This window comes from Erwinia sp. INIA01, assembly GCF_025947915.1.
In the GTDB taxonomy this organism is placed as follows: domain Bacteria; phylum Pseudomonadota; class Gammaproteobacteria; order Enterobacterales; family Enterobacteriaceae; genus Erwinia; species Erwinia coffeiphila.
On the sequence record NZ_JAPDNC010000014.1, the window covers coordinates 65,464 to 92,267 of the forward strand.

28 protein-coding genes are annotated in these 26,804 nt (G+C 55.4%); 15 read left to right on the forward strand and 13 right to left on the reverse strand.

The annotated features are described in order from the left end of the window. Positions 1-10 precede the first annotated feature (10 nt). From OMR58_RS21690 to rfaD, 4 genes are read right to left on the reverse strand one after another with little or no spacing between them, the layout of a single operon-like run. Complete coding sequence (locus tag OMR58_RS21690) at positions 11-1,180, reverse strand: glycosyltransferase family 4 protein (protein WP_264546897.1); 1,170 nt, start codon at positions 1,178-1,180, stop codon at positions 11-13. Further along, positions 1,177-2,142, reverse strand: a complete 966-nt coding sequence (gene rfaC / locus OMR58_RS21695; RefSeq protein ID WP_200562099.1) for a lipopolysaccharide heptosyltransferase RfaC — start codon at positions 2,140-2,142, stop codon at positions 1,177-1,179. The genes OMR58_RS21690 and rfaC overlap by 4 nt, the downstream gene beginning before the upstream one ends. Beyond that, positions 2,143-3,189: an ADP-heptose--LPS heptosyltransferase RfaF gene (gene rfaF, locus OMR58_RS21700; RefSeq protein WP_200562097.1), complete on the reverse strand. Its 1,047-nt coding sequence runs from the start codon at positions 3,187-3,189 to the stop codon at positions 2,143-2,145. A gap of 16 nt (positions 3,190-3,205) precedes the next feature. After that, complete coding sequence (gene rfaD, locus OMR58_RS21705; RefSeq protein ID WP_105594452.1) at positions 3,206-4,138, reverse strand: ADP-glyceromanno-heptose 6-epimerase; 933 nt, start codon at positions 4,136-4,138, stop codon at positions 3,206-3,208. Between the two features lie 227 nt (positions 4,139-4,365). Between rfaD and OMR58_RS21710 the strand changes: the two genes are divergently transcribed. Together OMR58_RS21710 and tdh are read left to right on the forward strand one after the other, a co-directional pair. Next, positions 4,366-5,565 (forward strand): glycine C-acetyltransferase, encoded by a 1,200-nt coding sequence (locus tag OMR58_RS21710; RefSeq protein WP_200562095.1) that lies wholly within the window; start codon positions 4,366-4,368, stop codon positions 5,563-5,565. Between the two features lie 9 nt (positions 5,566-5,574). Beyond that, positions 5,575-6,606, forward strand: coding sequence for an L-threonine 3-dehydrogenase (gene tdh, locus OMR58_RS21715; protein ID WP_200562093.1), 1,032 nt, complete (start codon positions 5,575-5,577; stop codon positions 6,604-6,606). Between the two features lie 35 nt (positions 6,607-6,641). Here tdh and OMR58_RS21720 read toward each other — a convergent pair whose 3' ends face one another. Further along, positions 6,642-7,574 (reverse strand): divergent polysaccharide deacetylase family protein, encoded by a 933-nt coding sequence (locus tag OMR58_RS21720; RefSeq protein WP_200562091.1) that lies wholly within the window; start codon positions 7,572-7,574, stop codon positions 6,642-6,644. A gap of 2 nt (positions 7,575-7,576) precedes the next feature. Beyond that, entirely contained in the window at positions 7,577-8,884 is a 1,308-nt protein-coding gene (envC, locus tag OMR58_RS21725; protein ID WP_200562089.1) for a murein hydrolase activator EnvC, read from the reverse strand. Between the two features lie 352 nt (positions 8,885-9,236). Between envC and OMR58_RS21730 the strand changes: the two genes are divergently transcribed. The 5 genes from OMR58_RS21730 to cysE all read left to right on the forward strand — a co-directional run bounded on the left by OMR58_RS21730 (position 9,237) and on the right by cysE (position 12,391). After that, a complete protein-coding gene (locus tag OMR58_RS21730; protein ID WP_200562087.1) occupies positions 9,237-9,668 on the forward strand; it encodes a rhodanese-like domain-containing protein in 432 nt (143 codons plus the stop codon). A 17-nt stretch (positions 9,669-9,685) separates the two neighbouring features. After that, positions 9,686-9,937, forward strand: a complete 252-nt coding sequence (grxC, locus tag OMR58_RS21735; protein WP_105594458.1) for a glutaredoxin 3 — start codon at positions 9,686-9,688, stop codon at positions 9,935-9,937. Between the two features lie 86 nt (positions 9,938-10,023). Further along, positions 10,024-10,485, forward strand: coding sequence for a protein-export chaperone SecB (gene secB / locus OMR58_RS21740; protein WP_105594459.1), 462 nt, complete (start codon positions 10,024-10,026; stop codon positions 10,483-10,485). Beyond that, positions 10,485-11,504 carry an NAD(P)H-dependent glycerol-3-phosphate dehydrogenase gene (gene gpsA / locus OMR58_RS21745; protein ID WP_105594460.1) on the forward strand — a complete coding sequence of 340 codons (1,020 nt, stop codon included), beginning with the start codon at positions 10,485-10,487 and terminating at the stop codon, positions 11,502-11,504. Before secB ends, gpsA begins: the two co-directional genes overlap by 1 nt. Before the next feature lie 65 nt (positions 11,505-11,569). Then, positions 11,570-12,391 carry a serine O-acetyltransferase gene (gene cysE / locus OMR58_RS21750; RefSeq protein ID WP_105594461.1) on the forward strand — a complete coding sequence of 274 codons (822 nt, stop codon included), beginning with the start codon at positions 11,570-11,572 and terminating at the stop codon, positions 12,389-12,391. A 14-nt stretch (positions 12,392-12,405) separates the two neighbouring features. Here the strand turns inward: cysE and trmL are convergent, their stop codons facing one another. The 3 genes from trmL to cpxR are packed head-to-tail and all read right to left on the reverse strand — an operon-like array spanning position 12,406 to position 14,992. Beyond that, positions 12,406-12,879 carry a tRNA (uridine(34)/cytosine(34)/5-carboxymethylaminomethyluridine(34)-2'-O)-methyltransferase TrmL gene (gene trmL / locus OMR58_RS21755; protein ID WP_264546898.1) on the reverse strand — a complete coding sequence of 158 codons (474 nt, stop codon included), beginning with the start codon at positions 12,877-12,879 and terminating at the stop codon, positions 12,406-12,408. 38 nt (positions 12,880-12,917) lie between these two features. Then, positions 12,918-14,297, reverse strand: a complete 1,380-nt coding sequence (cpxA, locus tag OMR58_RS21760) for an envelope stress sensor histidine kinase CpxA (RefSeq protein WP_200562085.1) — start codon at positions 14,295-14,297, stop codon at positions 12,918-12,920. Beyond that, positions 14,294-14,992: an envelope stress response regulator transcription factor CpxR gene (cpxR, locus tag OMR58_RS21765; protein WP_200562083.1), complete on the reverse strand. Its 699-nt coding sequence runs from the start codon at positions 14,990-14,992 to the stop codon at positions 14,294-14,296. Before cpxR ends, cpxA begins: the two co-directional genes overlap by 4 nt. Positions 14,993-15,144: 152 nt before the next feature. Here cpxR and cpxP point away from each other — a divergent pair, with 152 nt between their 5' ends. From cpxP to OMR58_RS21790, 5 genes are all read left to right on the forward strand, one after another. Next, positions 15,145-15,654, forward strand: a complete 510-nt coding sequence (gene cpxP / locus OMR58_RS21770) for a cell-envelope stress modulator CpxP (protein ID WP_264546899.1) — start codon at positions 15,145-15,147, stop codon at positions 15,652-15,654. A 189-nt stretch (positions 15,655-15,843) separates the two neighbouring features. After that, on the forward strand, positions 15,844-16,740 hold the full coding sequence (fieF, locus tag OMR58_RS21775; protein WP_105594466.1) for a CDF family cation-efflux transporter FieF: 897 nt from the start codon (positions 15,844-15,846) through the stop codon (positions 16,738-16,740). A gap of 215 nt (positions 16,741-16,955) precedes the next feature. Next, entirely contained in the window at positions 16,956-17,918 is a 963-nt protein-coding gene (pfkA, locus tag OMR58_RS21780; protein WP_264546900.1) for a 6-phosphofructokinase, read from the forward strand. Between the two features lie 144 nt (positions 17,919-18,062). Then, on the forward strand, positions 18,063-19,052 hold the full coding sequence (locus OMR58_RS21785; protein WP_264546901.1) for a sulfate ABC transporter substrate-binding protein: 990 nt from the start codon (positions 18,063-18,065) through the stop codon (positions 19,050-19,052). Between the two features lie 182 nt (positions 19,053-19,234). Continuing rightward, complete coding sequence (locus tag OMR58_RS21790) at positions 19,235-19,981, forward strand: CDP-diacylglycerol diphosphatase (RefSeq protein ID WP_264546902.1); 747 nt, start codon at positions 19,235-19,237, stop codon at positions 19,979-19,981. Between the two features lie 27 nt (positions 19,982-20,008). Here the strand turns inward: OMR58_RS21790 and yhjD are convergent, their stop codons facing one another. Next, a complete protein-coding gene (yhjD, locus tag OMR58_RS21795) occupies positions 20,009-21,007 on the reverse strand; it encodes an inner membrane protein YhjD (RefSeq protein ID WP_200547471.1) in 999 nt (332 codons plus the stop codon). A gap of 54 nt (positions 21,008-21,061) precedes the next feature. Then, positions 21,062-21,961, reverse strand: a complete 900-nt coding sequence (locus tag OMR58_RS21800) for a LysR family transcriptional regulator (protein ID WP_200562079.1) — start codon at positions 21,959-21,961, stop codon at positions 21,062-21,064. Between the two features lie 115 nt (positions 21,962-22,076). On the opposite strand from OMR58_RS21800, the gene OMR58_RS21805 reads away from it, so the two are divergent. Beyond that, a complete protein-coding gene (locus OMR58_RS21805) occupies positions 22,077-22,835 on the forward strand; it encodes an SDR family NAD(P)-dependent oxidoreductase (protein WP_264546903.1) in 759 nt (252 codons plus the stop codon). Between the two features lie 147 nt (positions 22,836-22,982). Here OMR58_RS21805 and OMR58_RS21810 read toward each other — a convergent pair whose 3' ends face one another. Beyond that, positions 22,983-23,834 carry a PhzF family phenazine biosynthesis protein gene (locus OMR58_RS21810; protein WP_264546904.1) on the reverse strand — a complete coding sequence of 284 codons (852 nt, stop codon included), beginning with the start codon at positions 23,832-23,834 and terminating at the stop codon, positions 22,983-22,985. Between the two features lie 128 nt (positions 23,835-23,962). Between OMR58_RS21810 and OMR58_RS21815 the strand changes: the two genes are divergently transcribed. Beyond that, entirely contained in the window at positions 23,963-24,586 is a 624-nt protein-coding gene (locus tag OMR58_RS21815; RefSeq protein WP_264546905.1) for a glutathione S-transferase family protein, read from the forward strand. Positions 24,587-24,588: 2 nt separating this feature from the next. On the opposite strand, the gene OMR58_RS21820 is transcribed toward OMR58_RS21815, so the two are convergent. Beyond that, positions 24,589-26,043 (reverse strand): aminotransferase-like domain-containing protein, encoded by a 1,455-nt coding sequence (locus OMR58_RS21820; protein WP_264546906.1) that lies wholly within the window; start codon positions 26,041-26,043, stop codon positions 24,589-24,591. 138 nt (positions 26,044-26,181) lie between these two features. Here OMR58_RS21820 and OMR58_RS21825 point away from each other — a divergent pair, with 138 nt between their 5' ends. After that, on the forward strand, positions 26,182-26,769 hold the full coding sequence (locus OMR58_RS21825; RefSeq protein WP_200562075.1) for a LysE family translocator: 588 nt from the start codon (positions 26,182-26,184) through the stop codon (positions 26,767-26,769). The last annotated feature ends 35 nt before the right edge of the window (positions 26,770-26,804 follow it).

Below are 26,804 nucleotides of genomic sequence, written 5' to 3' on the forward strand. Positions count from 1 at the left end.
ATCTCTCACATTATTTCTCATTTTTGTAATATTCAAGGGTGTTATTAAATTCATCCTGAAATACTGCAAAACTAAAGTTCTCTAATGGGAATTTCTGCGCATTTCTGCTGTAGGATTCGTAATTTTTTTCCGCTATCAATTTTTCGACAGCATCCGCGCAGTCAGTATGTGAAATTAATTTCGCAGAAACCAGCGCGTCCGCTAGAGGATCGTAGACCTGATGAGGGAAATCCACCTCAATACCGGTGAGAGTTTGGTGTTGTTCAATGCTGACGGAAGGAACGATACCGATGCCGCAGACGCCTTCTTTAACGGCCTCTGGCTGACCGTCTACCATTGGAAATATCACCGGAACGCCAAAATATAACGATTCCATACAGGATAATCCGAAAGGTTCGGTGATAGGTGTGCTGAGGTAAATATCAGTACGGTTAAAAAAATCCGCAACGTTATGCTGAAAACCACTGAAAGTGACCCGATCGCCAAGCTGTAATCTTTCTGCCAGTGCCTCAAACTCCGCGCGGTCCGGACCTTTTCCGGCAATCTCCAGCACCACGTCGTGTCCTCGTGCCAGCAGCTCTTTCAATGTCAGTAATCCAACGCTGATACCCTTCAGGGTGACCAGTCGCGAAGCCGTACCCAGACGTATTGGCGACCTCAGATGGCGAGGAGTGGTACTGATCCCGTCGGGAGTTTTGATGCGGTTAATCACCACCTTATGCGGGCAGGGTAAATTGAAACGCAGCTCCATCACCCGCTTAGAAGCATAAGAGGCTGAAATAACGCCATCAAGCATTGAGAGAAAACGCAGCGTCTTGGTGTTTTTGGCATAGCGCCACGAGCAGCCGTGATCGTAGTAAAGCAGCTTGCCGCGTTTAGGTTTAGCTGCCAGTCCGGGGATCAGATCCCAGACAATAATGACGTCAGCATTGGTACGGTTTACCTTCCACTGAAGTAGATACTTTCTCAGAAACTGTGGGCAGCGTAGCGGGAGCTTATCGATAAGTCGCGTAGCGAAGGTCACTTTCTGCTGTGGCATCTGACGCGCAATTTCAGGGCCTATCTCGCGGCTCACACAGATGATTTCATTGCTGTCATCGCCCGCGTCATTAAGATACTGCAAAAAAAGGCGCTCTACGCCGCCCATTTTTCCCAGGTTAATGATGTGTAGTTTCTTCATGAAATGACCTTACTCAATGCCTCGTGCACTTGCTCTGCGCTCAACGAGTCCATGTTTTTATCCGGAGAAATCAGGGCAAACTGATTCTTGCCGTAGCCGCCAATCAGCCCCGGATCGGTTGGGCCATACAGCGTGATGTTCGGGCGGTCGAGCGCGGCGGTTAGGTGGCTCAAACCGGTATCGACGGATACCACCGCACGCGCGCCCGCCAGCGTGCGGGCGACCTGCTCCAGCGTCAGCTTCGGCAGCACATCTACGAAATCAAAGCCTTCAGCCAGGCGAATCGCACGCTGATGCTCGTGTTCCGCACCCCAGGGAAGCTTTATCCGCAATCCCGATGGCTGTATTAAACCAATAAGTTCACGCCAGTGGCTTTCCGACCAGTGCTTATTATCGCGGGTGGTGGCATGCAGAAACACCAGATAGCGGTTCGCATCTTCCGGCAGCTCGTGAATAAAATGTTGGGCGATAGCGTAGTCACCCGTGGTTTCCGGCAGCGCATAGCCGAGGCTTTTGGCGAACAGTTCTCGCGTGCGCTGTACGGCATGCTGCTGTTTGTCGATCGGATGACGGCGGTCATACCACCAGCTGGCAAACGGTTCACGCGCGCTGCGGCTATCGGCCCCATGCTTAACGCCTTTTGCCAGACGCGTGACCAGCGCCGCGCTTTTAATCAGCCCCTGCGCATCCAGCACCACATCATACTCTCGCGACTGTAGCTCGCGCTTAAACGCCACGCGCTCTTCGCGGTTCTGGCTGCCAAACCAGTGTTTGCGCCAGCGGCGAATCGCCACCGGCAGGACATTATCCACGGCGGGATGCCAGGAAGGGATCTGAGCAAAGCCCTCTTCAACGACCCAGTCAAAACGAATTCCGGGAATGGCCTGCATGGCGTCCGTTAATGCTGGTAGCGAGTGCAATACATCTCCCATTGAGGAGGTTTTAATAATCAGAACCCGCATTCAAACTCCTGGAGTAGGGCAAAGCGTTTCCAGCTCGGCGATAACGCGCGCTGGAGTAATATCAATCAAACTCTGGTGATAGCCTTCGGCAGCATCACCCTTACGCACTTTGTGGTAGCCGTCGATCAGACGTATCACCCGTGCCTTATCGGACAGCGGCGGCGTGAAATCAGGGCTGCTTGGACCGTAAAGCGCAACCAGCGGGCGGTCGAGCGCTGCGGCAATATGCATCAGTCCTGAGTCGTTGCTTACTACAGCGTGGCAGCAGGCCAGCAGGATCACCGCCTGTTCCAGCTGGGTTTCGCCAGCGAGATTGCGGCAGTGCTGTCGATTGTTTTCGCTCAACGCGGCAAGGATCTGATCGCCCGTCTCATGGTCTTTCGCTGAACCGAACAGCGCTATCTGGTATCCCTGGTCGATCAGATGCTGCGCCAGCGCTGCATAGTGATAGTGCGGCCAGCGTTTTGCCGGGCCAAACTCCGCGCCGGGACAGAAGCCGATCAGCGGTCGGTCAGCATCGAGATTAAATGCGGCGGCGGTGGTTTGCTTCTCGGATTCCTGTACTACCAGTTTCGGCCACAGCAGCGGCTGGGGCAGATCGCTGGCGCTGGCGATGCGAGATTTGTCGTATGCCAGCGCGACGTAGCGCTGCACCATCAGAGGAAACGCGGCTTTATCCAGCGTGCGGATATCGTTCAACAGGCCGTAGCGCATTTCACCGCGCCAGCCGGTACGGCGTGGGACGGCAGCAAAAAACGGCACCAGCGCGGATTTAAACGAGTTGGGCAGCACAAACGCGCGATCGTAGCCTTTATCGCGCAGCGCCTTGCCCAACCGACGGCGTTCACCGATCTCCAGTGCGCCGTGGCCCAGCGGCATCGCCAGCGCCTCGTTCACTTCCGGCATGCGCGACAGCAGGGGCCGGCACCAGGCTGGCGCCATCACATCGATCGTCGCCTCGGGATGTTCCGCCTTCAGCGTACGATACAGGCTCTGCGACATCATCATGTCGCCGACCCACGATGGGCCAATAACCAGAATTTTCATTGCCTGCCCCGCTCCGTTAACCGTTACGGTTCAGCCACGCCATGTATTCAGCCACGCCTTCGGCGACGGTTTTGAACGGCTTATCGTAGCCCGCAGCACGCAGTTTGGTCTGGTCGGCAAGGGTAAACGCCTGATAACGGCCTTTCAGTTTTTCCGGGAACGGAATGTATTCGATTTCACCTTTCTGGTGATAATTCAGCGCGGCGTCCGCCACTTCCTGGAAAGATTCGGCACGGCCGGTACCGCAGTTAAAGATGCCGGACACGCTGTTTTCCCAGAACCACAGGTTGACCGCAGCAACGTCTTCCACATAGATAAAGTCGCGCTTAAATCCGTCGCTGCCTTCAAACAGTTTTGGGTTCTCACCGTTCTTCAGCTGGGTATTGAGATGGAATGCCACGCTGGCCATGCTGCCTTTGTGTCCTTCGCGCGGTCCATAAACGTTGAAGTAGCGGAAACCGCAAACCTGAGACTGCGCTTCAGGCAGGATGCTGCGTACATAGTGGTCGAACAGCATTTTGGAGTAGCCGTACACGTTCAGCGGCTCTTCAAACTGGCGCTCTTCAATAAAGTCGGCGTTACGGCCACCGTAAGTCGCCGCGGAAGAGGCGTACAGGAACGGAATATCGTGCTCAAGGCAGTAATGCAGCAGCTCTTTAGAGTACTGATAGTTGTTATCCATCATGTACTTTCCGTCCCACTCGGTGGTGGATGAACAGGCACCTTCGTGGAACACGGCTTCAACATCGCCAAAATCTTCATCGGCCAGAATGGCAATCAGGAAGTCTTCTTTATCCATGTAGTCGGCGACGTCTAAATCCACCAGATTGGCGAATTTGGTTCCGTCTTTAAGATTGTCGACCACAAGAATGTCAGTATGGCCCTTATCATTCAGCGCCTTGATGATATTGCTTCCAATAAATCCAGCGCCGCCGGTGACGATAATCATGAGCATTAACCTTTACTGTGGGGTGGAACAGGAGGCTCCACGCGCTAATAGTCTTATCATAACATCTCAACGCGCCACACACAGCCAGACGAGTCTGTAACCTGGGGTGCTGAACAAATTATTCCGTGAGATATGCTGCAATATTTGCATCTTCCATCATGTCTGTCCGCTATTGTGCTGTACTTTCAGTGCACAGTTTCGCTGAAAAGAGCTGGAGGGGGATAAACATGAAGGATGTTTTTTATCAGCAGGTTAAACAGCAGTTGCTGAATGCGGATCGTGAGGGGCTGTTTAAGCACGAGCGGCAGATTGCAGGTGCGCAGCAGGCGGTAATTGAATTAGCTGACGGTAGCGAGCTACTGAATTTTTGCGCCAATAACTATCTCGGGCTGGCTAACCATCCGTCGCTGATTGCTGCAGCAAAATCCGGGCTGGATACGCACGGTTTTGGCATGGCCTCGGTGCGGTTTATCTGTGGGACGCAGGACCAGCATCGCCAGCTTGAACATCGACTGGCGGAATTTCTGGGCATGGAAGACAGCATCCTTTACTCCTCCTGCTTTGACGCCAACGGCGGGCTGTTTGAAACCCTGCTGGGTGCGGAGGATGCGGTAATCTCCGACGCGTTGAATCACGCCTCAATTATAGACGGCATCCGCCTGTGTAAAGCTCAGCGCTATCGCTATGCCAACAATGATATGGCCGAGCTGGAATCCTGCCTGCAACGGGCGCGGGAAGCGGGCGCACGTCATATTCTTATCGCTACCGACGGCGTGTTTTCGATGGATGGCGTGATTGCTAATCTGGCGGGGATCTGCGATCTCGCCGATCGCTACCAGGCGCTGGTGATGGTGGATGATTCTCACGCTGTAGGTTTTGTCGGTGAGGCGGGGCGCGGCAGCCATGAATACTGCGGCGTGATGGGCCGAGTGGACATCATTACCGGCACACTGGGCAAAGCGCTTGGTGGGGCGTCCGGCGGCTACATCGCTGCCAAAAAAGAGGTGGTGGAGTGGCTGCGTCAGCGATCGCGCCCTTATCTGTTCTCCAATTCCCTGGCCCCCTCAATTGTCGCGGCATCCTTACAGGTGCTTTCTATGCTGGCAGAAGGCGATGGGCTGCGGCAGCGGCTGTGGGATAACGTGAACTATTTCCGTTCTGCGATGCAGGCCGCAGGATTTACCCTGGCCGGTGCTGACCACGCCATTATTCCCGTGATGCTGGGCGATGCGCGGCTGGCCCAGACCTTTGCCAGCCTGTTACAGCAGGAGGGGATCTATGTCACCGGTTTCTTCTACCCGGTAGTGCCGGAAGGAAAAGCGCGTATCCGTACCCAGATTTCTGCCTCCCACACGCAGCCGCAGCTGGAACGTGCGGTTGATGCATTCACCCGCGTTGGCCGTCAGCTGGGCGTCATTGCCGGATAAGGAGGAGTGATGAAAGCGTTAGCCAAACTGCACGCCCGCCAGGGGATCTGGATGATCAACGACGCCGCAATACCCGAGCCGGGCCACAATGATGTGTTGATAAAAATCCGCAAAACGGCGATCTGCGGTACCGACGTTCATATCTATAACTGGGATGCCTGGTCACAGAAAACCATCCCGGTGCCGATGATTACGGGCCACGAATACGTCGGCGAGGTGGTGGCGGTGGGGCAGGAAGTGGTCGGTTTTCAGCCCGGCGACCGGGTCTCCGGCGAGGGGCATATCACCTGCGGCCACTGCCGTAACTGCCGGGGAGGGCGAACTCATCTGTGTCGCAATGCGATTGGCGTTGGCGTGAATCGTCAGGGCTGCTTTGCCGAATACCTGTCAATTCCGGCGGTTAACGCGTTTAAAATTCCCGATAATATTCCTGACGAGCTGGCGGCCATCTTCGATCCCTTCGGCAACGCGGTGCATACGGCGCTGTCATTCGATCTGGTCGGTGAGGATGTGTTGATAACCGGCGCGGGGCCGATTGGCATCATGGCGGCGGCCATCTGTCGCCACGTGGGGGCGCGGCATGTGGTTATCACCGACGTTAATGAATACCGGCTGAAGCTGGCACAGAAAATGGGCGTCACCCGGGCGGTTAACGTCAGCCGGGACGACCTGAGATCGGTGATGGGTGAGTTGGGAATGACGGAAGGCTTTGATATCGGACTGGAGATGTCTGGCGTACCCGCAGCATTTCGTTCCATGCTGAGCGTAATGAATCACGGCGGGCGCATTGCTATGCTGGGTATTCCTTCCGAGGAAATGGCCATCGACTGGAATCAGGTGATCTTCAAGGGGTTGTTTATCAAAGGCATTTATGGTCGGGAAATGTTTGAAACCTGGTACAAAATGGTGGCGTTGCTGCAGTCCGGACTGGATTTAACGCCGATTATTACTCATCGCTTTGATATTGATGATTTCCAGCAGGGGTTTGATGAAATGCGTTCCGGCCACTCGGGCAAGGTGATCCTTAACTGGCCGTCTTAACACGCTGCCGCCAGCTGGCGCTGGCGGCAAACGAATTAGCGAGAAAAATCAGGCTTTAATCCTGAAAACTGCTGCGACAGCGTTTTCAGCAGTGGGCTGCTGGCGACGCTTTCAGCGACAATCCCAAGAGCCAGCGTTGCCGGAACCGGCACGGTTTTCACCGGGCAGTTTTTGCCCACGCGGAACGGATTGCGCGGCTTGTTCGGTTGCGGCCGGGTCTCAGGCAGCGGCGTGTTGCTGCCATGCTGTGGTTCGTTGAGAAGCTGGCTTGGGCGCACCAGCGTGATATCGGCGGGCAGCGTTGGCAACATCTGCTGCAAAACGCGAACCGTCGTCGGATGCGGGTGACCAATGGCAATTGCCGAGCCGTCGCGTTGGGCAAGCCGGACCGCCCGGGTAAACTGCTGGCGGATATCCGCCTCATTTTGCGTATCGTCCAGGAACACGCGGCGCTTGATGACTTTAACGCTGGTGCCGGCGGCGGCGCGCGTTGACTGGCTGTTGCCGATGGTCATGCTGTCGAGAAAATAAAAATTATAGCGGTCAAGAACCTGCATCACTTTCTGCATGCCGGGCAGGCTGGAGGTCATTGCGCTACCCATATGGTTATTTAACCCAACGGCGTAGGGGACATCGGCGGCGGCTTCACGCACGATGCGCGCAATTTCATCCACGGACATGTCCGGGCGCAGAGTGTCTTTTTCCAGCGGCTGCTTGCTGAGGGGGGCCATCGGCAAATGGATCAGCACTTCGTGGCCGCGCTGATGGGCTTTGGTTGCCATCTCCCGGGCGTGTGGTGCATTAGGCAACACCGCCACGGAAATGGCCGCAGGCATCTGTAATACCTGATTTTCCTGCGCCGGACGGTAGCCAAAATCATCAATCACTATTGAAAGCTTTCCGGCGAACGCCGGGCTGACCAAAACAAGCGCTACCAGCAGGCCGCTGAGTTTTCGTAACTGAAACAAACTTATCTTCCTAACCACGGCAATGGATTGACGGCCTGTCCCTGGCGGCGGATTTCGAAATAGAGTGAAGGCGTGCCGCGGCCACCGCTGTTGCCAACCAGCGCAATGGGCTGTCCTGCCCGGACCTGAGTTCCCACGCTCACCAGCGCACTCTGATTATAGCCGTACAGGCTCATATCGCCTTTCCCGTGCTCCACGACCACTACCAGCCCGTAACCCTGCAGCCAGTCGGCCATCAGCACTCGACCGTCGGCGATGGCTTTAACTTCGGTTCCTTCCGGCGCGGCGATAACTAAGCCTTTCCAGCGTAGCTCGCCCTGCAGCTGTTCACCAAAACGGTGCTCGATGCTGCCGCGAACCGGCCACAGCGCCTGCCCTGCCGCCCGGCCAAGGCCGCCGGTACGGGAAACCAGCGCACGCTCGCTCTCGGTGGGTTTATAGGTGGTGCCTTTCCGCTTCGCCTGCGCTTCGCGTTCGCGCACTTTCTGCGCCTCACGGGCTTCGCGTTCGGCACGCGCTTTCGCCTCCCGCTCGGCCTTCGCTATTTTGTCGCGCAGGCGGCTTTCGTTCTGCCGCAGTTCCACCAGCTGCGCCTGGTCTTTCTCCAGCGATGATTCGAGCGTGGTCAGGGTTTGCTTACGCGCCTGGCGGGCACCCTCAAGCTTTTTCTGCTGCGTTTGCTGTTGCTCCAGCAGGGATTTTTGCTGCGCCTGCTTGCCTACCAGGCTGGTTTTTTGCGCTGAGAGGTCGCTGCGGGTTTGCTTCAGCTCATCGATGGATTTTTGCCGGGCATCGTTCAGATAGCCGAAATAGGCCAGCATGCGCTCGCTGCGCTGGCTCTCTTCGCCGCTGAGGATCAGCTGTAAACCACTGTGCTGGCCCTGGCGGAAAGCGGCATCAAGCTGCTGCGCCAGCATCGATTCCTGCTGCTGCTGCTGTTTCTGAAGCTTATTGATGGAGGCGGTGAGAGAGCTGATATCTTTACTCAGTGAACCCAGACCCGACTGCGTTTCGCGCAGCTGGCGGCTGGCCTGAGCGATAACTTTTTCCTGAGCCTGTAACTGATCGAGAAGTTTGCTGCGCTGCTGTTTTTGCAGCTGAACGCTTTTCTCTTTTTCAGCGATATCCTGCTGGATACTCTGTAGCTGTGACTTATTGTCGTCGGCGGCGGAAGCAGAAAAAGACCATAGCAACGCGCCGGTGCAAAGAACACTGACGGTCAGGATGGACAAGCTTGCACGTAATGACGGCGTGGATGCCTGCTTGTTACGTGGGGTCCATGAATGTATCACTGTTGCTTTTTCCCTCATAGCTTCGGATTATTCCACGATGAACAGCGGCTTACCAGCCATCTCTACCGGGTTTTCAGTTACTGACAGTAACAGTAATCGCTCTCCAGCACGGGATTTTTGCTCGGTCGTTAATCCTTTCAGAATCACGATGAGCGACAGCCGTAATGGCTCGCTGCACAACAAATAACCGCTTAAGAACGATACACCGTTATCTCAGGATAGTATTTTTCACTTAAGGCAACTTTTTTTTGTAATCTGCCGCAGAAAACATAACTCTGAGCAGCTTATCGACTGTACATGGCAGCCTTGGCAGGTATACTCAGAAGCCTTATTTTTAGCTTATTAACCCTTCCGGGAGTTGTTACCCCTCATGCAAGATATTATGCAGTTTGCAGGCAATCACACAATTTTAAGTCTGGCGTGGGTTGTTTTGCTGGTTTTGGTGATCGTGACTACGGTTAAGGGTCTGTTCTCCAAAGTAAAAACGATTAGCCGTGGTGAAGCCACCCGTTTAATCAACAAAGAAGATGCCGTGGTTGTAGATGTGCGTGGGCGCGATGACTTCCGTAAAGGCCATATTTCAAATTCAGTTAACGTACTGGCTGCTGATATCAAAAAAGGCAGCTTCAGCGAACTGGAAAAACACAAAGCGCAGCCGCTGATTGTCGTTTGTGCGACCGGTACTTCAGCAGGTGAATCCGCGTCGCAGCTGTACGCTGCCGGATTTGCACAGGTGTATGTGCTGAAAGACGGTATTTCTGGCTGGAGCGGCGAGAACCTGCCGCTGGTCCGCGGTAAGTAAACTTCAGGAGTGTCGGCATGGCTAACATTGAGATCTATACCAAAGCAACCTGCCCTTTCTGCCATCGTGCCAAAGCGCTGTTGGATCAGAAAGGCGTGAGCTATCAGGAAATCCCGATTGATGGGGATGCCGATACGCGTGAAGTGATGATCAAACGCAGCGGCCGGACTACCGTTCCTCAAATTTTTATTGATGCACAGCACATTGGCGGCTGTGACGATCTCTTTGCGCTCGACGGCCGCGGCGGTCTTGACCCGCTGTTAAAATAGTAACGAGCTGAGTACGCACTGAGCGCTCACAGGATGACGAACACTGCGGCACAATAACGGATTATTAACCCATAGGATTACGTATCATGTCAGAACAAAACAACACCGAGATGGCTTTCCAGATCCAGCGTATCTATACCAAAGACATCTCTTTTGAAGCGCCAAATGCACCGCAGGTTTTCCAGAAAGAGTGGGAACCGGAAGTTAAGCTGGATCTTGATACCGCCTCTACTCAGCTGGCTGACGACGTATATGAAGTTGTACTGCGCGTAACCGTAACCGCAACGGTAAACGACGAAGCGGCGTTCCTGTGCGAAGTTCAGCAGGCGGGTATTTTCTCCGTCAGCGGCATTGAAGGCACGCAGATGGCACACTGCCTGGGTGCATACTGCCCGAACATCCTGTTCCCGTATGCTCGTGAATGCATCACCAGCCTGGTTTCTCGCGGTACTTTCCCGCAGCTGAATCTTGCACCGGTTAACTTCGACGCGCTGTTTATGAACTATCTGCAGCAGTCAGAAGGTGCAGCGCAGCAGCAGGATGCTTAATGCGTAGCTCTCATGCTTCCATGAGCGTCATCGGTGCCGGCTCGTACGGCACCGCCCTGGCGATTACGCTTGCCCGTAATGGCCACGACGTGGTGCTGTGGGGGCATAATCCACAGCACCAGGCGCAGCTTCAGTCCGATCGCTGCAATACCGCTTTCCTCCCCGATGTGCCTTTCCCCGATACTTTGCAGATAGAAACTGACCTGGCTAAAGCGATTGCTGCCAGCCGTGATCTGCTGGTGGTAGTCCCCAGCCATGTATTTGGTGACGTTTTGCAGCAGATTAAACCACATCTGCGTGCGGACTCCCGTCTGGTATGGGCGACGAAGGGCCTGGAGAAAGAGACCGGTCGTCTGCTACAGGACGTGGCGCGAGAAATTCTGGGCGACGCGATCCCGCTGGCGGTGATTTCCGGTCCGACATTTGCCAAAGAGCTGGCTGCCGGTATGCCAACGGCGATAGCGCTTGCGGCCACCGATAGCACTTTCGCAGATGAGATCCAGCAATTACTGCACTGTGGTAAAAGTTTCCGGGTATACAATAATCCTGATTTTATCGGCGTTCAGCTCGGTGGTGCGGTGAAAAACGTTATCGCTATCGGAGCAGGAATGTCGGATGGCATTGGCTTTGGTGCGAATGCCCGTACGGCGCTGATTACCCGTGGCCTGGCTGAAATGAGCCGCCTGGGTGCAGCGTTGGGTGCCGACCCTACGACGTTTATGGGTATGGCCGGCCTCGGTGACCTGGTGCTGACCTGTACCGACAATCAGTCGCGCAATCGTCGTTTCGGCATGATGTTAGGCCAGGGGGCTGATGTTGAAGGCGCGCAGCAAACCATCGGCCAGGTAGTGGAAGGCTTCCGCAATACCAAAGAAGTGAAAGCACTGGCCGCGCGATTTGGTGTTGAAATGCCAATCACCGAGCAGATTTATCAGGTACTGTACTGTGGTAAAAATGCACGTGAGGCAGCGTTGAGTCTGCTTGGGCGTACCAGAAAAGATGAGAACAGCGGTAGCTGAGATGGTGTAACCGTGTCGTTGTCTGTTGGCGTCCTGGTGACGCCATTTTTAGTGGGGAGTGAGTTATGTCGTGTGCAGAACCTGAACTGATCTGGGATAACATCAAAACGGAAGCGCGAGCGCTGGCCGATTGTGAACCTATGCTGGCCAGTTTTTACCACGCTACCCTGCTCAAGCACGATGACCTCGGAAGTGCGCTGAGTTATATGCTGGCCAACAAACTGGCAAATCCGATTATGCCGGCGATTGCTATCCGTGAAGTTATCCAGGATGCGTATTCGCAGGACCCGTCGATGATCGTTTCCGCCGCCTGCGATATTCAGGCGGTGCGCCAGCGTGACCCGGCGGTCGATAAATACTCGACGCCGCTACTCTATCTGAAAGGGTTCCACGCACTTCAGGCGCATCGCATTGGCCACTGGCTGTGGCATCAGGGCCGTCGTGCGCTGGCGGTGTACCTGCAAAACGAAGTGTCCGTGTCGTTTGCCGTCGATATTCACCCGGCGGCGAAAATCGGCCGCGGTATCATGCTGGACCACGCCACAGGGATCGTTGTGGGTGAAACGGCTGTTATCGAAGACGATGTCTCTATTCTGCAATCCGTTACCCTTGGCGGTACTGGTAAAACTAGCGGCGATCGCCACCCGAAGATCCGTCAGGGAGTGATGATCGGCGCGGGCGCTAAGATCCTCGGCAATATCGAAGTGGGTCAGGGGGCGAAGATCGGCGCGGGTTCCGTTGTATTGCAGCCGGTTCCACCGCATACCACCGCCGCTGGTGTTCCTGCGCGCATTGTCGGCAAGCCCAACAGCGACATGCCGTCAATGGATATGGACCAGCACTTTAACGGTATGGTGCCGGGCTTCGAATTCGGCGATGGGATCTGAGCCTGGCTCAGATTTCAGCTTCTTAGCAGCGCACCCGCATAGCCCAACTGCCGCCACGCTTCATATACCACCACCGATACTGCATTTGACAGGTTCATGCTGCGGCTGTCCGCCATCATTGGAATACGGATTTTTTGCTGTGCGGGCAGGGCATCAAGAATGCTGGCCGGCAGGCCGCGCGTTTCCGGGCCAAACAGCAGATAATCGCCATCCTGATAGCTTACTGCGCTATGGGCAGGGGTTCCCTTGGTGGTCAGCGCAAACAGGCGCTCAGGCGCTTCTGCGGCGACAAACGCCTCGAAGTTAGCATGATGCTTAATGGCGGTGAATTCGTGGTAGTCCAGCCCGGCGCGGCGCAGTCGTTTATCATCCCAGGCAAAACCCAGCGGTTCGATAAGATGCAGCTGAAAGCCGGTATTGGCGCACAGGCGGATGATATTGCCGGTATTCGGCGGAATTTCAGGTTCGAATAAAACGATATGTAGCATGAAACGGCCCTCTGATACGAGGGCCGCAGGATAGCAAATTATTCGTGCTGAGTGGTATACAGCGGTAGCCAGATGGTCAGCCGCAGCCCGCCCAATGGACTGTCATCGGCTTTCACCCAGCCGTGATGCTGCTGAATGGCATTTTCCACAATCGCCAGCCCCAGCCCGGTACCGCCGGATTCGCGATCGCGCGCCTCATCGGTGCGGTAGAACGGCCGGAAAATCTGTTCCCGATCCTCCGGGCTGACGCCAGGGCCGTCATCATCCACATGGACGGTGACGCCTTTTTTATCCACCGAGAAACTGACCGAAATTTTGCTGTGCGAGTAGCGCAGGGCGTTACGCACGATGTTCTCCAACGCGCTGTCGAGCGTGCTGGGGTTACCGTACAGCGGCCACGGACCCGGTGGATAAGGCACCTCCAGCGATTTACCCATCTGTTCCGCTTCGAACTTCGCATCTTCCAGTACATCCGACCACAGGTGATTGGCCTTGATCGCCTCGCTGACCAGCGCATTTTTGTGCTGAGTACGCGAGAGCACCAGCAGGTCATTGATCATGCCATCCAGGCGCTGCGCTTCCATCTCGATACGCTCCAGCTCTTTGGCCTCACCGTGGCGGCGGCGCATCAGCGCGGTGGCCAGCTGCAGGCGAGTCAGCGGGGTGCGCAGTTCATGCGAGATATCGGACAACAGCCGCTGCTGAGAAGTCATCATCCGTTCCAGCGCGCTGACCATCTGGTTGAAGCTGGCTCCCGCCGCAAGGAATTCCTGCGGACCGGCTTCCAGTTCCGGTCGCTGGCGCAGGTTACCGGCGGCAACATCATCTGCGGCATGTTTTAGTTTGCGTGCCGGTTTTGCCAGGCTCCATGCCAGCCAGAGCAGCAGTGGTGAACTGATCAGCATGGTGACGATCAGCAGCAGCAGCGGCCGGTCAAACAGCAGATTGATAAAATCGAGCTGTGAGTTACTGGCGGGACGGATCAGATACAGCTGATAGCTGTCTTCCCCATCGCGCACGGAGAACGGGCCGGCCATTTCCAGGCGACCATATTTTTTCTTCTGCGGCTGATCTGCGTTATCCGACTGGCCGATAAAATTACGGATCACCTGCATTTCATTGTGCTGCGCGCCAATCACCCGGCCTTCGCTGGTCACCAGCAACAAACGCTGGCCGGGTGGAGCCCACTTGTCAATTGCGCGAAACAGCCTGCGCCACCACATCAGGTCGTTGGGCGGGTCCTGTGCCAGCTCCGCTTCAACGTGCTGCTCAATCATGACTCCCTGCCGTTCTTCACTGTCCAGCAGTGGCGTCATCTGGCGGGAATCGAGCTTCGGCAGCATTAACACCAGCATCAGCACCAGTGCCAGCGTCAGCCAGAATATGGCAAAGATGCGGGTGGTCAGGCTGGATATCATGTTGCGGACACCATCAGATAGCCACGTCCGCGCAGCGTTTTGAACCACGGATGTTCGTCTTTACGCTCCGGCAGCTTGCGCCGCAGGTTTGAGATATGCATATCGATAGCGCGATCGAACGGAGTAAGCCGCTTACCAAGGACTTCCTGGCTCAGATGTTCACGTGATACAACCTGGCCTAAATGCTGTGCCAGCAGGTAGAGCAAAGTGAATTCTGTTCCGGTCAGATCCAGCGTCACGCCGTCAAAGCTGGCTTCCTGGCGGCCCGGGTTCAGGCGCAGTAAATCCACCTCCAGCGTTGGCGAGCTGTTATCGTGCTGTTGCTGCTGCTCACTCCAGTTGGAGCGGCGCAGAATGGCACGGATACGCGCAACCAGTTCCCGGTCGTTGAACGGTTTTGGCAGGTAATCGTCCGCGCCCAGTTCCAGGCCGAGTACACGGTCCAGCTCGCTGCCGCGAGCGGTGAGCATAATCACCGGGGTCTGATGCTGCTGACGCAGTTCTTTCAGGGTATCAATGCCGTTTTTCTTCGGCATCATCACATCGAGTAATAGCAGATCGACACTGTTATCCAGTAGCGCCAGCGCCTGTTCACCGTCACCGGCAACCAGCACATTGAAGCCTTCCATTTCCAGCAATTCTTTCAGCAGCGAAGTCAATTCGCGGTCATCGTCAACCAACAGGATTTTATTCATCTTTTATTGCCCTCCGCAGGCAAAATACCGTGAACGAACGCGCTCAATCTATGACTTTACGTAGTTTTACACCCCCTGACGCTTGTTTGCAGCAGGCCCCGTAGACTGAATCTCGTTGAATCGAAATACGGAAACAAACTTGGGAGTAAACGATGCGCAGAGTTACCGCCGTCGTTGCGGTTCAGGCGCTGGTGCTTAGCCTCTCCACCGCATGGGCTGCTGACGTTACGACGAATGACGAGATGCATCACACTGATGGAGCAAGCAGCACATTAAGGCTGGGCCCGCAAAATCACATGTTTGATGGCATCAATTTAACGGAGCAGCAGCGTCAGCAACTACGGGACCTGATGCAGCAGGCACGGCACGATCGTTCTCCTATAAGTATTAACGATTTAGAGCAACTGCACGAACTGATTATTGCAGATAAATTTGATCAGGCAGCTTACGAAGCTCAGGTGGAAAAAATAGCGCAGGCGGAGGTTGAACGCCAGGTCGAGATGGCCCGGGTACGCAACCAGATGTATCACCTGTTAACACCTCAGCAGCAGGCTGTCTTAGAGCAGAAACATCAGCAGCGCATCGATGAATTGCGCCAGCTAACGAACTCGCAGCAGGCTTCGCCTCTGCAGGCAGTACGTAACACCAGCAGTAACCCGTAAAGTACCAGTACATACTATCCCTGTTTTTCCTTGCCATAGACACCATCCCTGTCTTCCCCCTCATGATGAGGGGGTTTTTTTTGCCCATCAGATTTCAATGTTTCTCCGCATGCACCGGCTCGCAATAACCGGGGATTTTTTGCGCTTAAATCCAGTATACTGACGGTACTTTTCCTGCCGGAGTGCGTCATGAATCAACGCTATGCTCGGCTGGTCAACTCGGCAGCACTGGCCGCTACGGTTCTTGCTTCGCTGCTGTTGATCATCAAAATTTTCGCCTGGTGGCATACCGGATCGGTCAGCGTATTGGCCGCGCTGGTTGACTCACTGGTGGATATCGCCGCTTCTCTGACTAATCTGCTGGTTGTCCGCTATTCGCTTCAGCCTGCTGATGCGGAACATACCTTTGGTCACGGTAAGGCCGAATCGCTCGCCGCCCTGGCGCAAAGCATGTTTATTTCTGGATCGGCTCTGTTTCTGTTCCTGACGGGTCTTCAGCATTTGGCCACTCCCGCACCGATGCATGCACCGTTGGTAGGGATGATCGTCACCGTCATTGCACTGTTCTCTACGTTAATTCTGGTGACTTTCCAGCGCTGGGTTGTACGGCGCACCCACAGCCTGGCGATACGTGCCGATATGCTGCACTATCAGTCAGACGTGATTATGAACGGGGCGATTTTGCTGGCACTTGCTCTGAGCTGGTACGGTTTTCATCGCGCGGATGCACTGTTTGCCTTAGGCATTGGCGTCTGGATTCTGTATAGCGCGTTACGGATGGGTTATGAAGCGGTTCAGGCGCTTCTGGATCGCGCATTACCCGATGAAGATCGCCAGGCCATCGAAAATATTATTGCCGCGCAGTCCGGTATTCAGGGAGCGCATGATATTCGCACCCGCCAGTCTGGCCCGACTCGATTTATTCAGCTCCATTTGGAAATGGATGACCACTTACCACTGGTTAAGGCTCATCAGATAGCGGATGAGCTGGAACAGGCGTTGCTGATGCGTTTTCCGGGGTCTGATGTGATTATCCATCAGGATCCATGTTCCGTAGTGCCAGTGGAGCCAAAAAATAATTTTTAGTGGTAAATTGCCGTTAAATGAATCAGTTAGCCCTGCATCATTTAAAACGTGAGTTGCCGCAAAAAAAATAGGCAAATCTGGCCTGACCTGAATCAATTCAGCTAACAAGATTTGATATACTATCAGCTTAACTTAGTCGGTTAGCTCTTGTGCGCGCGTCCTGCCGCCCCGGCGTTCAGAATTCAACATTTGCATCAACAAGTTCAGAGGTTGTCATGATCAAGAAAATCGGTGTACTGACAAGCGGCGGCGACGCCCCAGGTATGAACGCTGCAATCCGCGGTGTCGTACGCGCGGCGCTGAGTGAAGGACTGGAAGTTTTTGGTATTTATGACGGCTATCTGGGTCTGTATGAAGATCGGATGGTGAATCTGGATCGCTATAGCGTATCCGACATGATTAACCGCGGTGGTACGTTCCTTGGATCTGCACGCTTCCCTGATTTCCGCAAAGACGAAGTGCGTGCGGTAGCGCTGGATAATATGAGAAAGCGTGGTATTGATGCGCTGGTGGTTATCGGTGGTGACGGCTCCTACATGGGTGCGAAGCGCCTGACCGAAATGGGCTTCCCATGCATCGGCCTGCCGGGCACGATCGATAATGACGTTGCCGGTACGGATTACACCATTGGTTACTTCACCGCGCTGGAAACGGTCGTTGAAGCGATTGACCGCCTGCGCGATACTTCCTCTTCGCATCAGCGTATTTCTATCGTTGAAGTGATGGGCCGCTACTGTGGCGATCTGACCCTGGCAGCGGCGATTGCCGGTGGCTGTGAGTTTATCGTTCTGCCAGAAACGCCATACACCCGCGAAGAGCTGCTGGCGGAGATTAAAGCCGGTATTGCCAAGGGTAAAAAGCACGCAATTGTGGCGATTACCGAGCATATCTGCGATGTGGATGAGCTGGCGAAATATATCGAAGCTGAAACTAAGCGTGAAACCCGTGCAACCGTACTGGGCCATATTCAGCGCGGTGGGGCACCGGTTGCCTATGACCGTATTCTTGCTTCTCGTATGGGTGCTTATTCCATTGAACTGCTGTTGCAGGGCTACGGCGGCCGCTGCGTGGGTATTCAGAACGAGAAAATGGTTCACCACGACATCATTGATGCGATCGAAAATATGAAACGCCCGTTCAAAGGCGACTGGCTGGAAATCGCCAAAAAGCTTTACTGATAAAAAACAAGGCGCTGCGCTCCAGCGCCTTTTTTATGCAAAGTGTTATTCCATATAGTTATTACAGCTTCTTTTTAATTCTTTAATTCGCAGTCTGCTTTATGTCACGCTCCTTCTCAGATTAAACCTTTGGGAGTGCGTGCAATGAAGAAGTGGAGTGTGGGAATTACCCTGTTACTGGCCTCAACCAGCGTGCTGGCGAAGGATATTCAGCTGCTGAATGTCTCTTACGATCCAACACGTGAACTGTATGAGCAATACAATAAAGCGTTCAGCGCTCACTATAAGCAGGAAACCGGCGATAACGTGGTGATTCGTCAGTCGCACGGCGGTTCAGGCAAACAGGCGACGTCGGTGATCAACGGGATTAAAGCGGATGTCGTGACCCTGGCGCTGGCCTCGGACGTTGACGCCATTGCAGAACGTGGCCGCATCGATAAAAACTGGATCAAACGCCTGCCGGATAACTCCGCACCGTACACTTCCACCATTGTCTTCCTGGTGCGTAAAGGTAACCCAAAACAAATTCATGACTGGCCGGATTTGATTAAGCCGGGCGTCTCTGTAATTACTCCGAACCCGAAAACCTCCGGCGGCGCACGCTGGAACTATCTGGCAGCCTGGGGATGGGCACTGGATCAGAACAACGGCGATCAGGCTAAAGCGCAGGAATACGTGAAGTCGCTGTTTAAGAATGTTGAAGTACAGGACTCCGGCGCACGTGGTGCCACCAACACCTTCGTTGAACGCGGCATTGGTGACGTGCTGATTGCCTGGGAAAACGAAGCGTATCTGGCGGTGAACAAACTGGGTAAAGATCAGTTTGAAATTATCACCCCGAGCGAATCCATCCTGGCCGAACCGACCGTTTCCGTGGTGGATAAAGTGGTCGACGAGCGCGATACCCGTAAAGTTGCCGACGAGTACCTGAAGTATCTCTACTCGCCGGAAGGCCAGACTATCGCGGCGCAGAACTTCTACCGTCCGCGTGATGAGGCCGTTGCCAAGAAATTTGCCAGCACCTTCCAGCCGGTGAAACTGTTCACTATCGACGGTAAGTTCGGTGGCTGGATGGCGGCACAGAAAACTCACTTCGCTGAAGGTGGAACTTACGATCAGGTGATGAAGCGCTAAATACCGATCGGGAGTCATGCAATCAGGGCCGACACTGTCGGCCCTTTTTGTTTTCTCTGTTGGACTGAAACGTATTCATCGCAACGTTCCTCGCCGTGGAAGCGCGCTCGCCGATGATTTCACATGATCTTACCGCCCGCTTCGATTACATTGTGAACGATTATTGGCTGAGGTAATGATTGATGCATGGAAGAAAGCGCTTAGCGATTTTGCTGGTGGGGGTAATAGCGGCATCGGCTGGCGCTATGGCCCTGTATTTTAATAATAATGCCGATGCCTTATGGAAGATTGTCAGCCAGCAGTGCGTCGTGGGCGAGCAGCAGAAACACGATCCGGCCCCGTGCAGCCTGGTCAGTGAAGCCGATGGTTATGTGGTACTAAAAGACCGCAATGGTGCGCTACAGTTTCTGCTAGTGCCGATCGCAAAAATAACCGGCGTTGAAAGCCGAAAATTACTCAGCCCGGCCACGCCGAATTTTTTATCCGAGGCCTGGCGCGCCCGGCATTTTATGGAAGAACGACGGGGGGCGGCGATTAACGATCGGGTCTATTCGCTGGCGGTGAATTCTGAGTGGGGACGGACGCAGAACCAGCTGCACGTTCATATCTCCTGCCTGCGGGCCGATATTCGCCAGCAGCTGGATGCCCTCGATAGCACGCTGAATGACCAGTGGCAGACCTATAAACTGGGTAAACATGATTACGTTATACGGGCAATTACCCGCGATGAGTTTAAGCGCACCAGCCCGTTTATCCGTATTGCCAGCGAACTGCCCGGCGCACGTGAGAATATGGGGCGTTACGGTGTGGCCATCGCTGCGTTGAAGGACGGGCGGCGGGCGCTGATGGTGGTCGAGCGCAACTGGCTGCTTTTGAACAGGGGATCTGCCGAAGAGTTGCAGGACCACAGCTGTGCGCTGCTGAAATAGCCAGCCGCACAGCATTGCTTTTGAGGGTTATTTCCCGATAGGTTCCGGGTCATCTTTATACTGTGCGGTGGCGATCCACGCCGCGCAGAACAGCGTCAGACGGGCAAAGAAGTAGAAGAACGCCATTAGCCCCAGCACGGAGCCGAAAGCGGCACCGGACGGTGAAGAAGCCAGCTTCGGCAGCGTCAGGGTCATAATAAATTTAATCACCTCAAAACCAATCGCCGCCAGCAGCGTACCGCGCAGCAGGGCCTTTTTACGCGGCTTGTGGCGCGGCAGTATCCAGAAAATCCACAGGAACAGGAGATAGTTGGCAAAAATGGAGATCGACAGAGCAATCGTCGTCATCGCCGGGCGCAGCCATTCGATATCTTCCAGCCCGAGAGCCCTTACGATCGTCGCCTGCGCCGCACCGGCAATTGAGGTCAGCGACAGGGTAATAATCAGCGCCAGCACCAGCCCGGTCAGCGAAATAAAGTCGCGAGAATATTTGAACCAGACTTTTTCCTGATCCTGCGGCGTCCGTTCCCAGACGTCGCGGGACTGAGCGCGTATCGCTTCACGCAGATTACCCATCCAGCTGATGCCTGAATACAGCGCCACCAGCAGACCGGTTATCCCGACCGTCGTTCGCTGCTGGATCGCCGTATTGACCGTATTCTTCAACGTCGTTGCCAAAGAGGGATCGCTGATGCTGCTAACGATCTTATCGATCAGCTCGGTCAGCAGATCCTGATTTGAGGCAAGCAGAAATCCGACGGCGGCAAAAGACACCATCAGGATCGGGATCAGCGAAAGAAATGAAAAATAGGTAATCGCTGCGCCAAACTGGCTGCCAAGCCGATCGTTAAATCGCTCACCCGCACGAATAAAATGCGCTACCGCCGGAATGGCACGGAACCAGCTGACCAGCCGGGATACCCGGGTGATGGATTTATCGACCGTATGATTCCCGGTTTTGATGTTGATCAGCGGTTTTTCCGCCGTATCTGCTGCCTGGGGATCGCGCCGTTGAGTATCCGCCATGAATCCTTCTCTATCCTTTTGATTAATGTTTAATTGCAAATTATAGCCTGTCAGTCAGGCAACGTAGCGCTTCAGTGCCTGGCTCAGCCATTCAATGAACACCTGAACCCGCCGTGCCTGATTACGACGATGCGGCCAGAGCAGCGACAGCTGCATCGGGCACGCGGGGAAGTGTGGCAAAATCTCCACCAGTTTTTTTTCTTTCAGCGCGCTCTGCACGCCAACGCGCGGTACCTGAATAATGCCCAGACCGGCCAGGCAGGCCGAGCGGTAGGTTTCCGTGCTGTTCACGGTGACGGCACCGCCGGTTTTGATCAGCGTGGTCGTTTTACCATCAAAATATTCAAAGCCGCCCGACTGCACGCCGAGCTGCTGGCTGTAGTGAACCATCGCATGCTGGGACAAGTCCTTCAGGGATTCCGGCGTGCCGAAGCGTGCAAGATAGTCAGGACTGGCGCAGTTAATCAGCGGAAGATGGCCCAGCGGCCGTGCGACCAGCCCGGAATCTTCTAAAACCCCCACGCGAACGACACAGTCGAAGCCCTCCCGTACCACATCTACCCGGCGATCGCTGCTGCTCAGCTCCAGTTCAATTCCGGGGTAGTGCTGAAGAAACTCGGGGAGCAGCGGGATGAGATAGCCGCTGGCGAGGCTGACCGGCATGTCTACCCGTAGCCGACCGCTGAGCGTGGCCGGATCGTGCTGGAACATCGAATCCATCTCTTCCAGCGTGGCCAGCACATCACGGCAGCGTTCGAAGTAAATCTGACCATCCTGTGTCAGCTGCACCCGCCGCGTCGTTCTGTGCAGAAGGCGTGAACCAAGGCTGTTTTCCAGCGCCTGGATCTGGCGCGACAGGCTGCCTTTAGGCAGTCCGAGGCTCTCTGCCGCGCGGGTAAAACTCTGCATTTCCGCCACGCGTACAAACACTTTCATTGTGTGTATTTTATCCATTTTTTCTCTTATTGTTGTTGTTAATGGAACAGTGAAGCGTAGTTAACGCTATTTATAGTTCATCAGAGCAGTAATATCCTGTTTTTTGTCCACAGCCCACTCCCTGGAGAAACAAATGAGCGAGAAAATTGCACTGATCACCGGCGGCAGCCGCGGTTTAGGCCAGAATGCAGCGTTAAAACTGGCGGAAAAGGGGATTGATATCATTCTGACCTGGCACAGTAAAGAGCAGGAAGCGCAGGAAGTCGTCACGAAAATCCAGGCCCTGGGTGCGCGCGCGGTGGCGCTACAGCTGGATGTGGGCGATAGCAGCAGCTTTGATGCCTTTGCCGGACGCGTGCGGGAAACGCTGCAAAAAGTATGGCAGCGCGATAGCTTTGATTACTTATTCAACAATGCAGGGACCGGCCTCTATACGCCGTTCGCCGACACGACCGAAGCACAGTTTGACCACCTGGTGAATGTTCATTTTAAGGGACCTTTCTTCCTCACTCAGAAGCTGCTGCCGCTGATTATCGACGGCGGGCGCATTCTGAATGTGTCCAGTGGACTGGCTCGCTTTACGCTGCCGGGTTCCGGCGCTTACGCGGCGGTCAAAGGTGCGATGGAGGTACTGACACGTTATCAGGCCAAAGAGCTGGGGGCTCGCGGTATTGCGGTCAACATTCTTGCTCCCGGTGCGATCGAGACAGATTTCGGCGGTGGTCGGGTGCGTGATGATGCGGCAATGAATGCGGCGATTGCTGCGCAAACCGCGCTGGGTCGCGTCGGCCTGCCGGATGATATCGGCAACGCCGTTGCTGCTCTGCTGAGCGAAGAGTGCCGCTGGGTTAACGGTCAGCGCATCGAAGCGTCAGGCGGTATGTTCCTGTAATTCAGAAGATTATGATTCACTATCGCGGCCGGGAGCGCAGTATCTATGGCCAGCCAGCCAGCCAGCCAGCCAGCCAGCCAGCCAGCCAGCCAGCCAGCAAGCCGGGATCTCCCTCCGCGATAGCGAATCGAATCGCCTGCGAATGCCTTACAGTCTGATGGCACCATCCAGCACCGTGACCGTCTGGCCACCGATCCACACGCCGTCGCTGGCGTAGGTCACGGTCACTCTTCCCGCACGCTGGATGGCGGTTCCCTGATGAACCATATAGTCCAGCTCCACGCCCCGCGCCTGGAAATAGCGTGCCAGGCACGCGTTCGCGCTGCCGGTCACCGGATCTTCCGTCAGGGAACCTTGTTCAATCAGCAGGCCACGCACCTCATAGCCATCAGCGACGCCTTTGAGGGGGCCAAACGGCATTACCCCGTTCACGTTGGATTTCTTAATCAGCCGGGCAAACTCGACGGCGTCCGGTTTGATCTCCAGCACCGCTTCCGCCGACTTCATTGGCACCAGCAGCCAGCGAATACCCATATCGGCCACCATCACCGGCAGCTGCTCTTCCAGCTTATCGCTGTTCAGCGCGCTGGAAATGGGCGCATCGCTAAACGGTGTCAGCACTGCCTCCGGCGAAGCGAACGCCAGCGCACCGTCATCGGCGATGCGGATCTTCACCAGACCGACGCCGCACTGCTGCACGATCTGCTGCGGCTGATTCAGCGAAATACCGGACTCCAGCAATGCGTGCGCCGTGCCCAGTGTAGGATGCCCGGCAAACGGCAGCTCCATATCCGGGGTGAAAATACGCACGCGATAATCTGCCGCCGGTTCGGTTGCCGGTAAAACAAAAGTGGTTTCGGAAAGATTGGTCCAGCGCGCGATGGTCTGCATCTGCTTATCGCTCAGGCCGTCGGCATCCATAATGACCGCCAGCGGATTACCGTTAAACGGCGTGGAAGTAAAAACATCAACCTGTTTAAAAGGGCGTAGCTGCGTCATAACAATACCTGTAACCGGAAGATTTCCATGGGGACTGACCACGTCGTGCGATGATTTATCACAGGGGTTGTCAGCCTCGTTGATTATGGCTATTACTAGATAATATCAGATAAAAAATGGAACATATTATGCTGAAAATACTGGGAAGAGCGTCTTCGATCAATGTCAGAAAAGTGCTGTGGATCTGTGATGAATTAGGTATCCCCTTTGAACGTGAAGAGTGGGGCGAGGGTTTTCAGTCGCCGAAGGAAGAGGCGTTTAAAGCGCTGAATCCGAACGCGCTCATTCCGGTTATTCAGGACGATGATTTTATCCTGTGGGAATCCAACACCATTATCCGCTACCTGGCGAATGCCTATGGGGGCGAATGGCTCTACCCGCAAAATCCCCGACAGCGCGCGCGTGTAGATCAGTGGATTGACTGGCAGGCCACCGAACTTAACACCGCCTGGCGCTATGCGTTTATGTCGCTGGTTCGCCATTCCCCTGCACATCAGGACCCAACCTTACTGGCGGCGGCCTGCAAGGGTTGGGAATACACCATGGGGATACTCAACCAGCAGCTGGAGAAAACCGGAGCTTACGTATCCGGGGACAACTTCTCGCTGGCAGACATCCCGGTTGGTCTGTCGGTGAACCGCTGGTATGAAACCCCGCTTGAACACGCGGAGTTTCCTGCCGTTCGGGCCTACTACGAGCGCCTGACCGCGCGTAAGGGCTATGCGGCCTGGGGTCGAAACGGTACGCCATAAATTTACGCCACGCCAGCCGCAATGCCGCTCATTTCACAGGCCACGGCACCGGTGCGCTGCAGCGCCCAGATGTAGCGTTCATTAAACGGGTAGCAGCAGGAGAGCCGCAGAGCGTTATTACAGCGCTCGCTCAGCGTGTAAAGCGCGCCGGGCGTCAGGCAGATTTTCTCCTGCAGCAGCCGGTGGAACAGCTCAACGCTGTCGATATTGCCGGGCAGCTCAACCCAAAAGACAAACCCTCCGCTGGGACGGGTGGCGCGCGTTCCGTGCGGGAAATGGCGGGCGATGATACCGCGCGCCTCCTCCAGCTGAGCGGCATAGCGGCGGCGCAGCGAGCGCAGATGGTGATCGTAGCCGCCGGACTCCAGAAAAATCCCCAGCGTTTCCGACAGCAGGCGTGATTCTGCCAGCGAGGAAACGGATTTAAGCCGTGCCAGCTCCTGGCTGAAACGACCAGCGGCAATCCAGCCGAGATGGAAGTCGGGTGCCACCGTTTTGGTAAAGCTGCTGCAGTACAGTACCCAGCCGTTTTCATCAAAGGCTTTTACCGCAGGCGTCAGCGGCCAGCAGAACTGTAGTTCGGCATACAGGCCATCCTCCAGCAGCGGCACCTCGTACTGATTCACCAGTCGCGCCAGCCGCTTTTTCCCTTCCAGCGTCATGCTGCTGCCCAGTGGGTTCTGCGCGTTCGGCATGGCGATAATCGCCTGAATACGCCGCTCCTGCAGCATCAGCTCCAGCGCATCCAGCGACAGCCCGAGCTGCGGATCGGTGGGGATCTCCAGCACCTTAAGCCCTAAGCTGGCGAGCAGTGGAAAGAGGTAAAAGTAGGTCGGCGTTTCCAGCCCGACGCAGTCGCCGGGCTGGGTGACCGCGCGCAGCGCCAGCTGGAGTGCTTCCATACAGCCGTGGGTGAGCGTTACGTCGTCCGTGCTGATGCGAATACCCAAATCCATTGAGCGGCGGGCGATTTCCCGACGCAGGCGCAGACTGCCCGGCGGCAGGGCGTAGCGGCCAATCAGGTCGGGTTCACGGCGCAGCAGTGAGGCCATGATGCGGCTGATTTTCGCCGTGGGGAAGAAGTCGCTGTTCTGCGGGCAGGCCAGCGAGATATTGGTGTAGTCGGCATGGTTCTGCGCGGCAAAAACGGCATCGATCAGGTCGAGTTTTTTACTTCCCGGCGAGCGTACGCTGCTGCGAGGTGGAGACTGGTAGGTCAGCGAAGGGAGCGCATCGCGCACGTAGTAACCGGACTGCGGCCGCGCTTCAATCAGGCCGCGATCTTCCAGAATGCCGTAGGCGGTCAGCACGGTATTAACGCTGACCTGATGGCTGGCCGCGCAGCGGCGAATGGCGGGCAGTCGGCTACCGGGCATAAACGTCCCCTGCTGGATAGCGGAGGCCAGCGTTTCGGCCAGATTATGGTACAGCGTCGCCTGCGGCTCGGTAATGGACACAGATCGCTCCTCAACGGATGGGTACAGTGACAACTTAAATCACTTTGTACCCATAACAATACTGTTTTTCTGCATCTGTTACCATCATGACAGAGTGAATACACTGGCTGCATTCACCCGGAATGTAGGAACTCTCTTATGCTCGATCTCTCTTTTGTCAGCTATGTCACCGTTATGTCGATTACCCCAGGCCCTAACAACCTGATGCTGGCGACCTCCGGGGTCAATTTTGGTATGCGCCGTACTCTGCCGATGGTCACCGGGATTATGCTGGGCTGCGGCATACAGACCGCACTGGCCGGTGCGCTGCTGGAAGTCCTGCTGACGTGGATGGGAGCAATCCGCCTGCCGCTGACGCTGCTGGGCTGCGGCTATCTGCTGTGGCTGTCGTGGAAAATCTTCCGTTCCGGCGCGCCGGAGATGCGTGAAAAAGCGCGTCCGATGACGATGATTGGCGGCGCGCTGTTTCAGGCGGTGAATCCAAAAGCCTGGCTGATGGCAACCAACGTGGCGCTGATGTATACCGTCAACAGCAGTATTCTGGCGGTGATGGTCGGCTTTATGGTGCTGAACCTGCCCTGCATTCTGGTGTGGGCGATGATGGGCGATCGGCTGGGTAAGCATCTGCAGGTGCCGTGGAAGCTACAGCTGTTTAACACCGTTATGGCGCTGTCGCTGCTGGCAACGACGCTGTGGATGCTGGTAGAAGCTATCCAGCTGGCTTAGTTCCTCGGATTCAGCGCAAGAAAAAAGGCGGATAT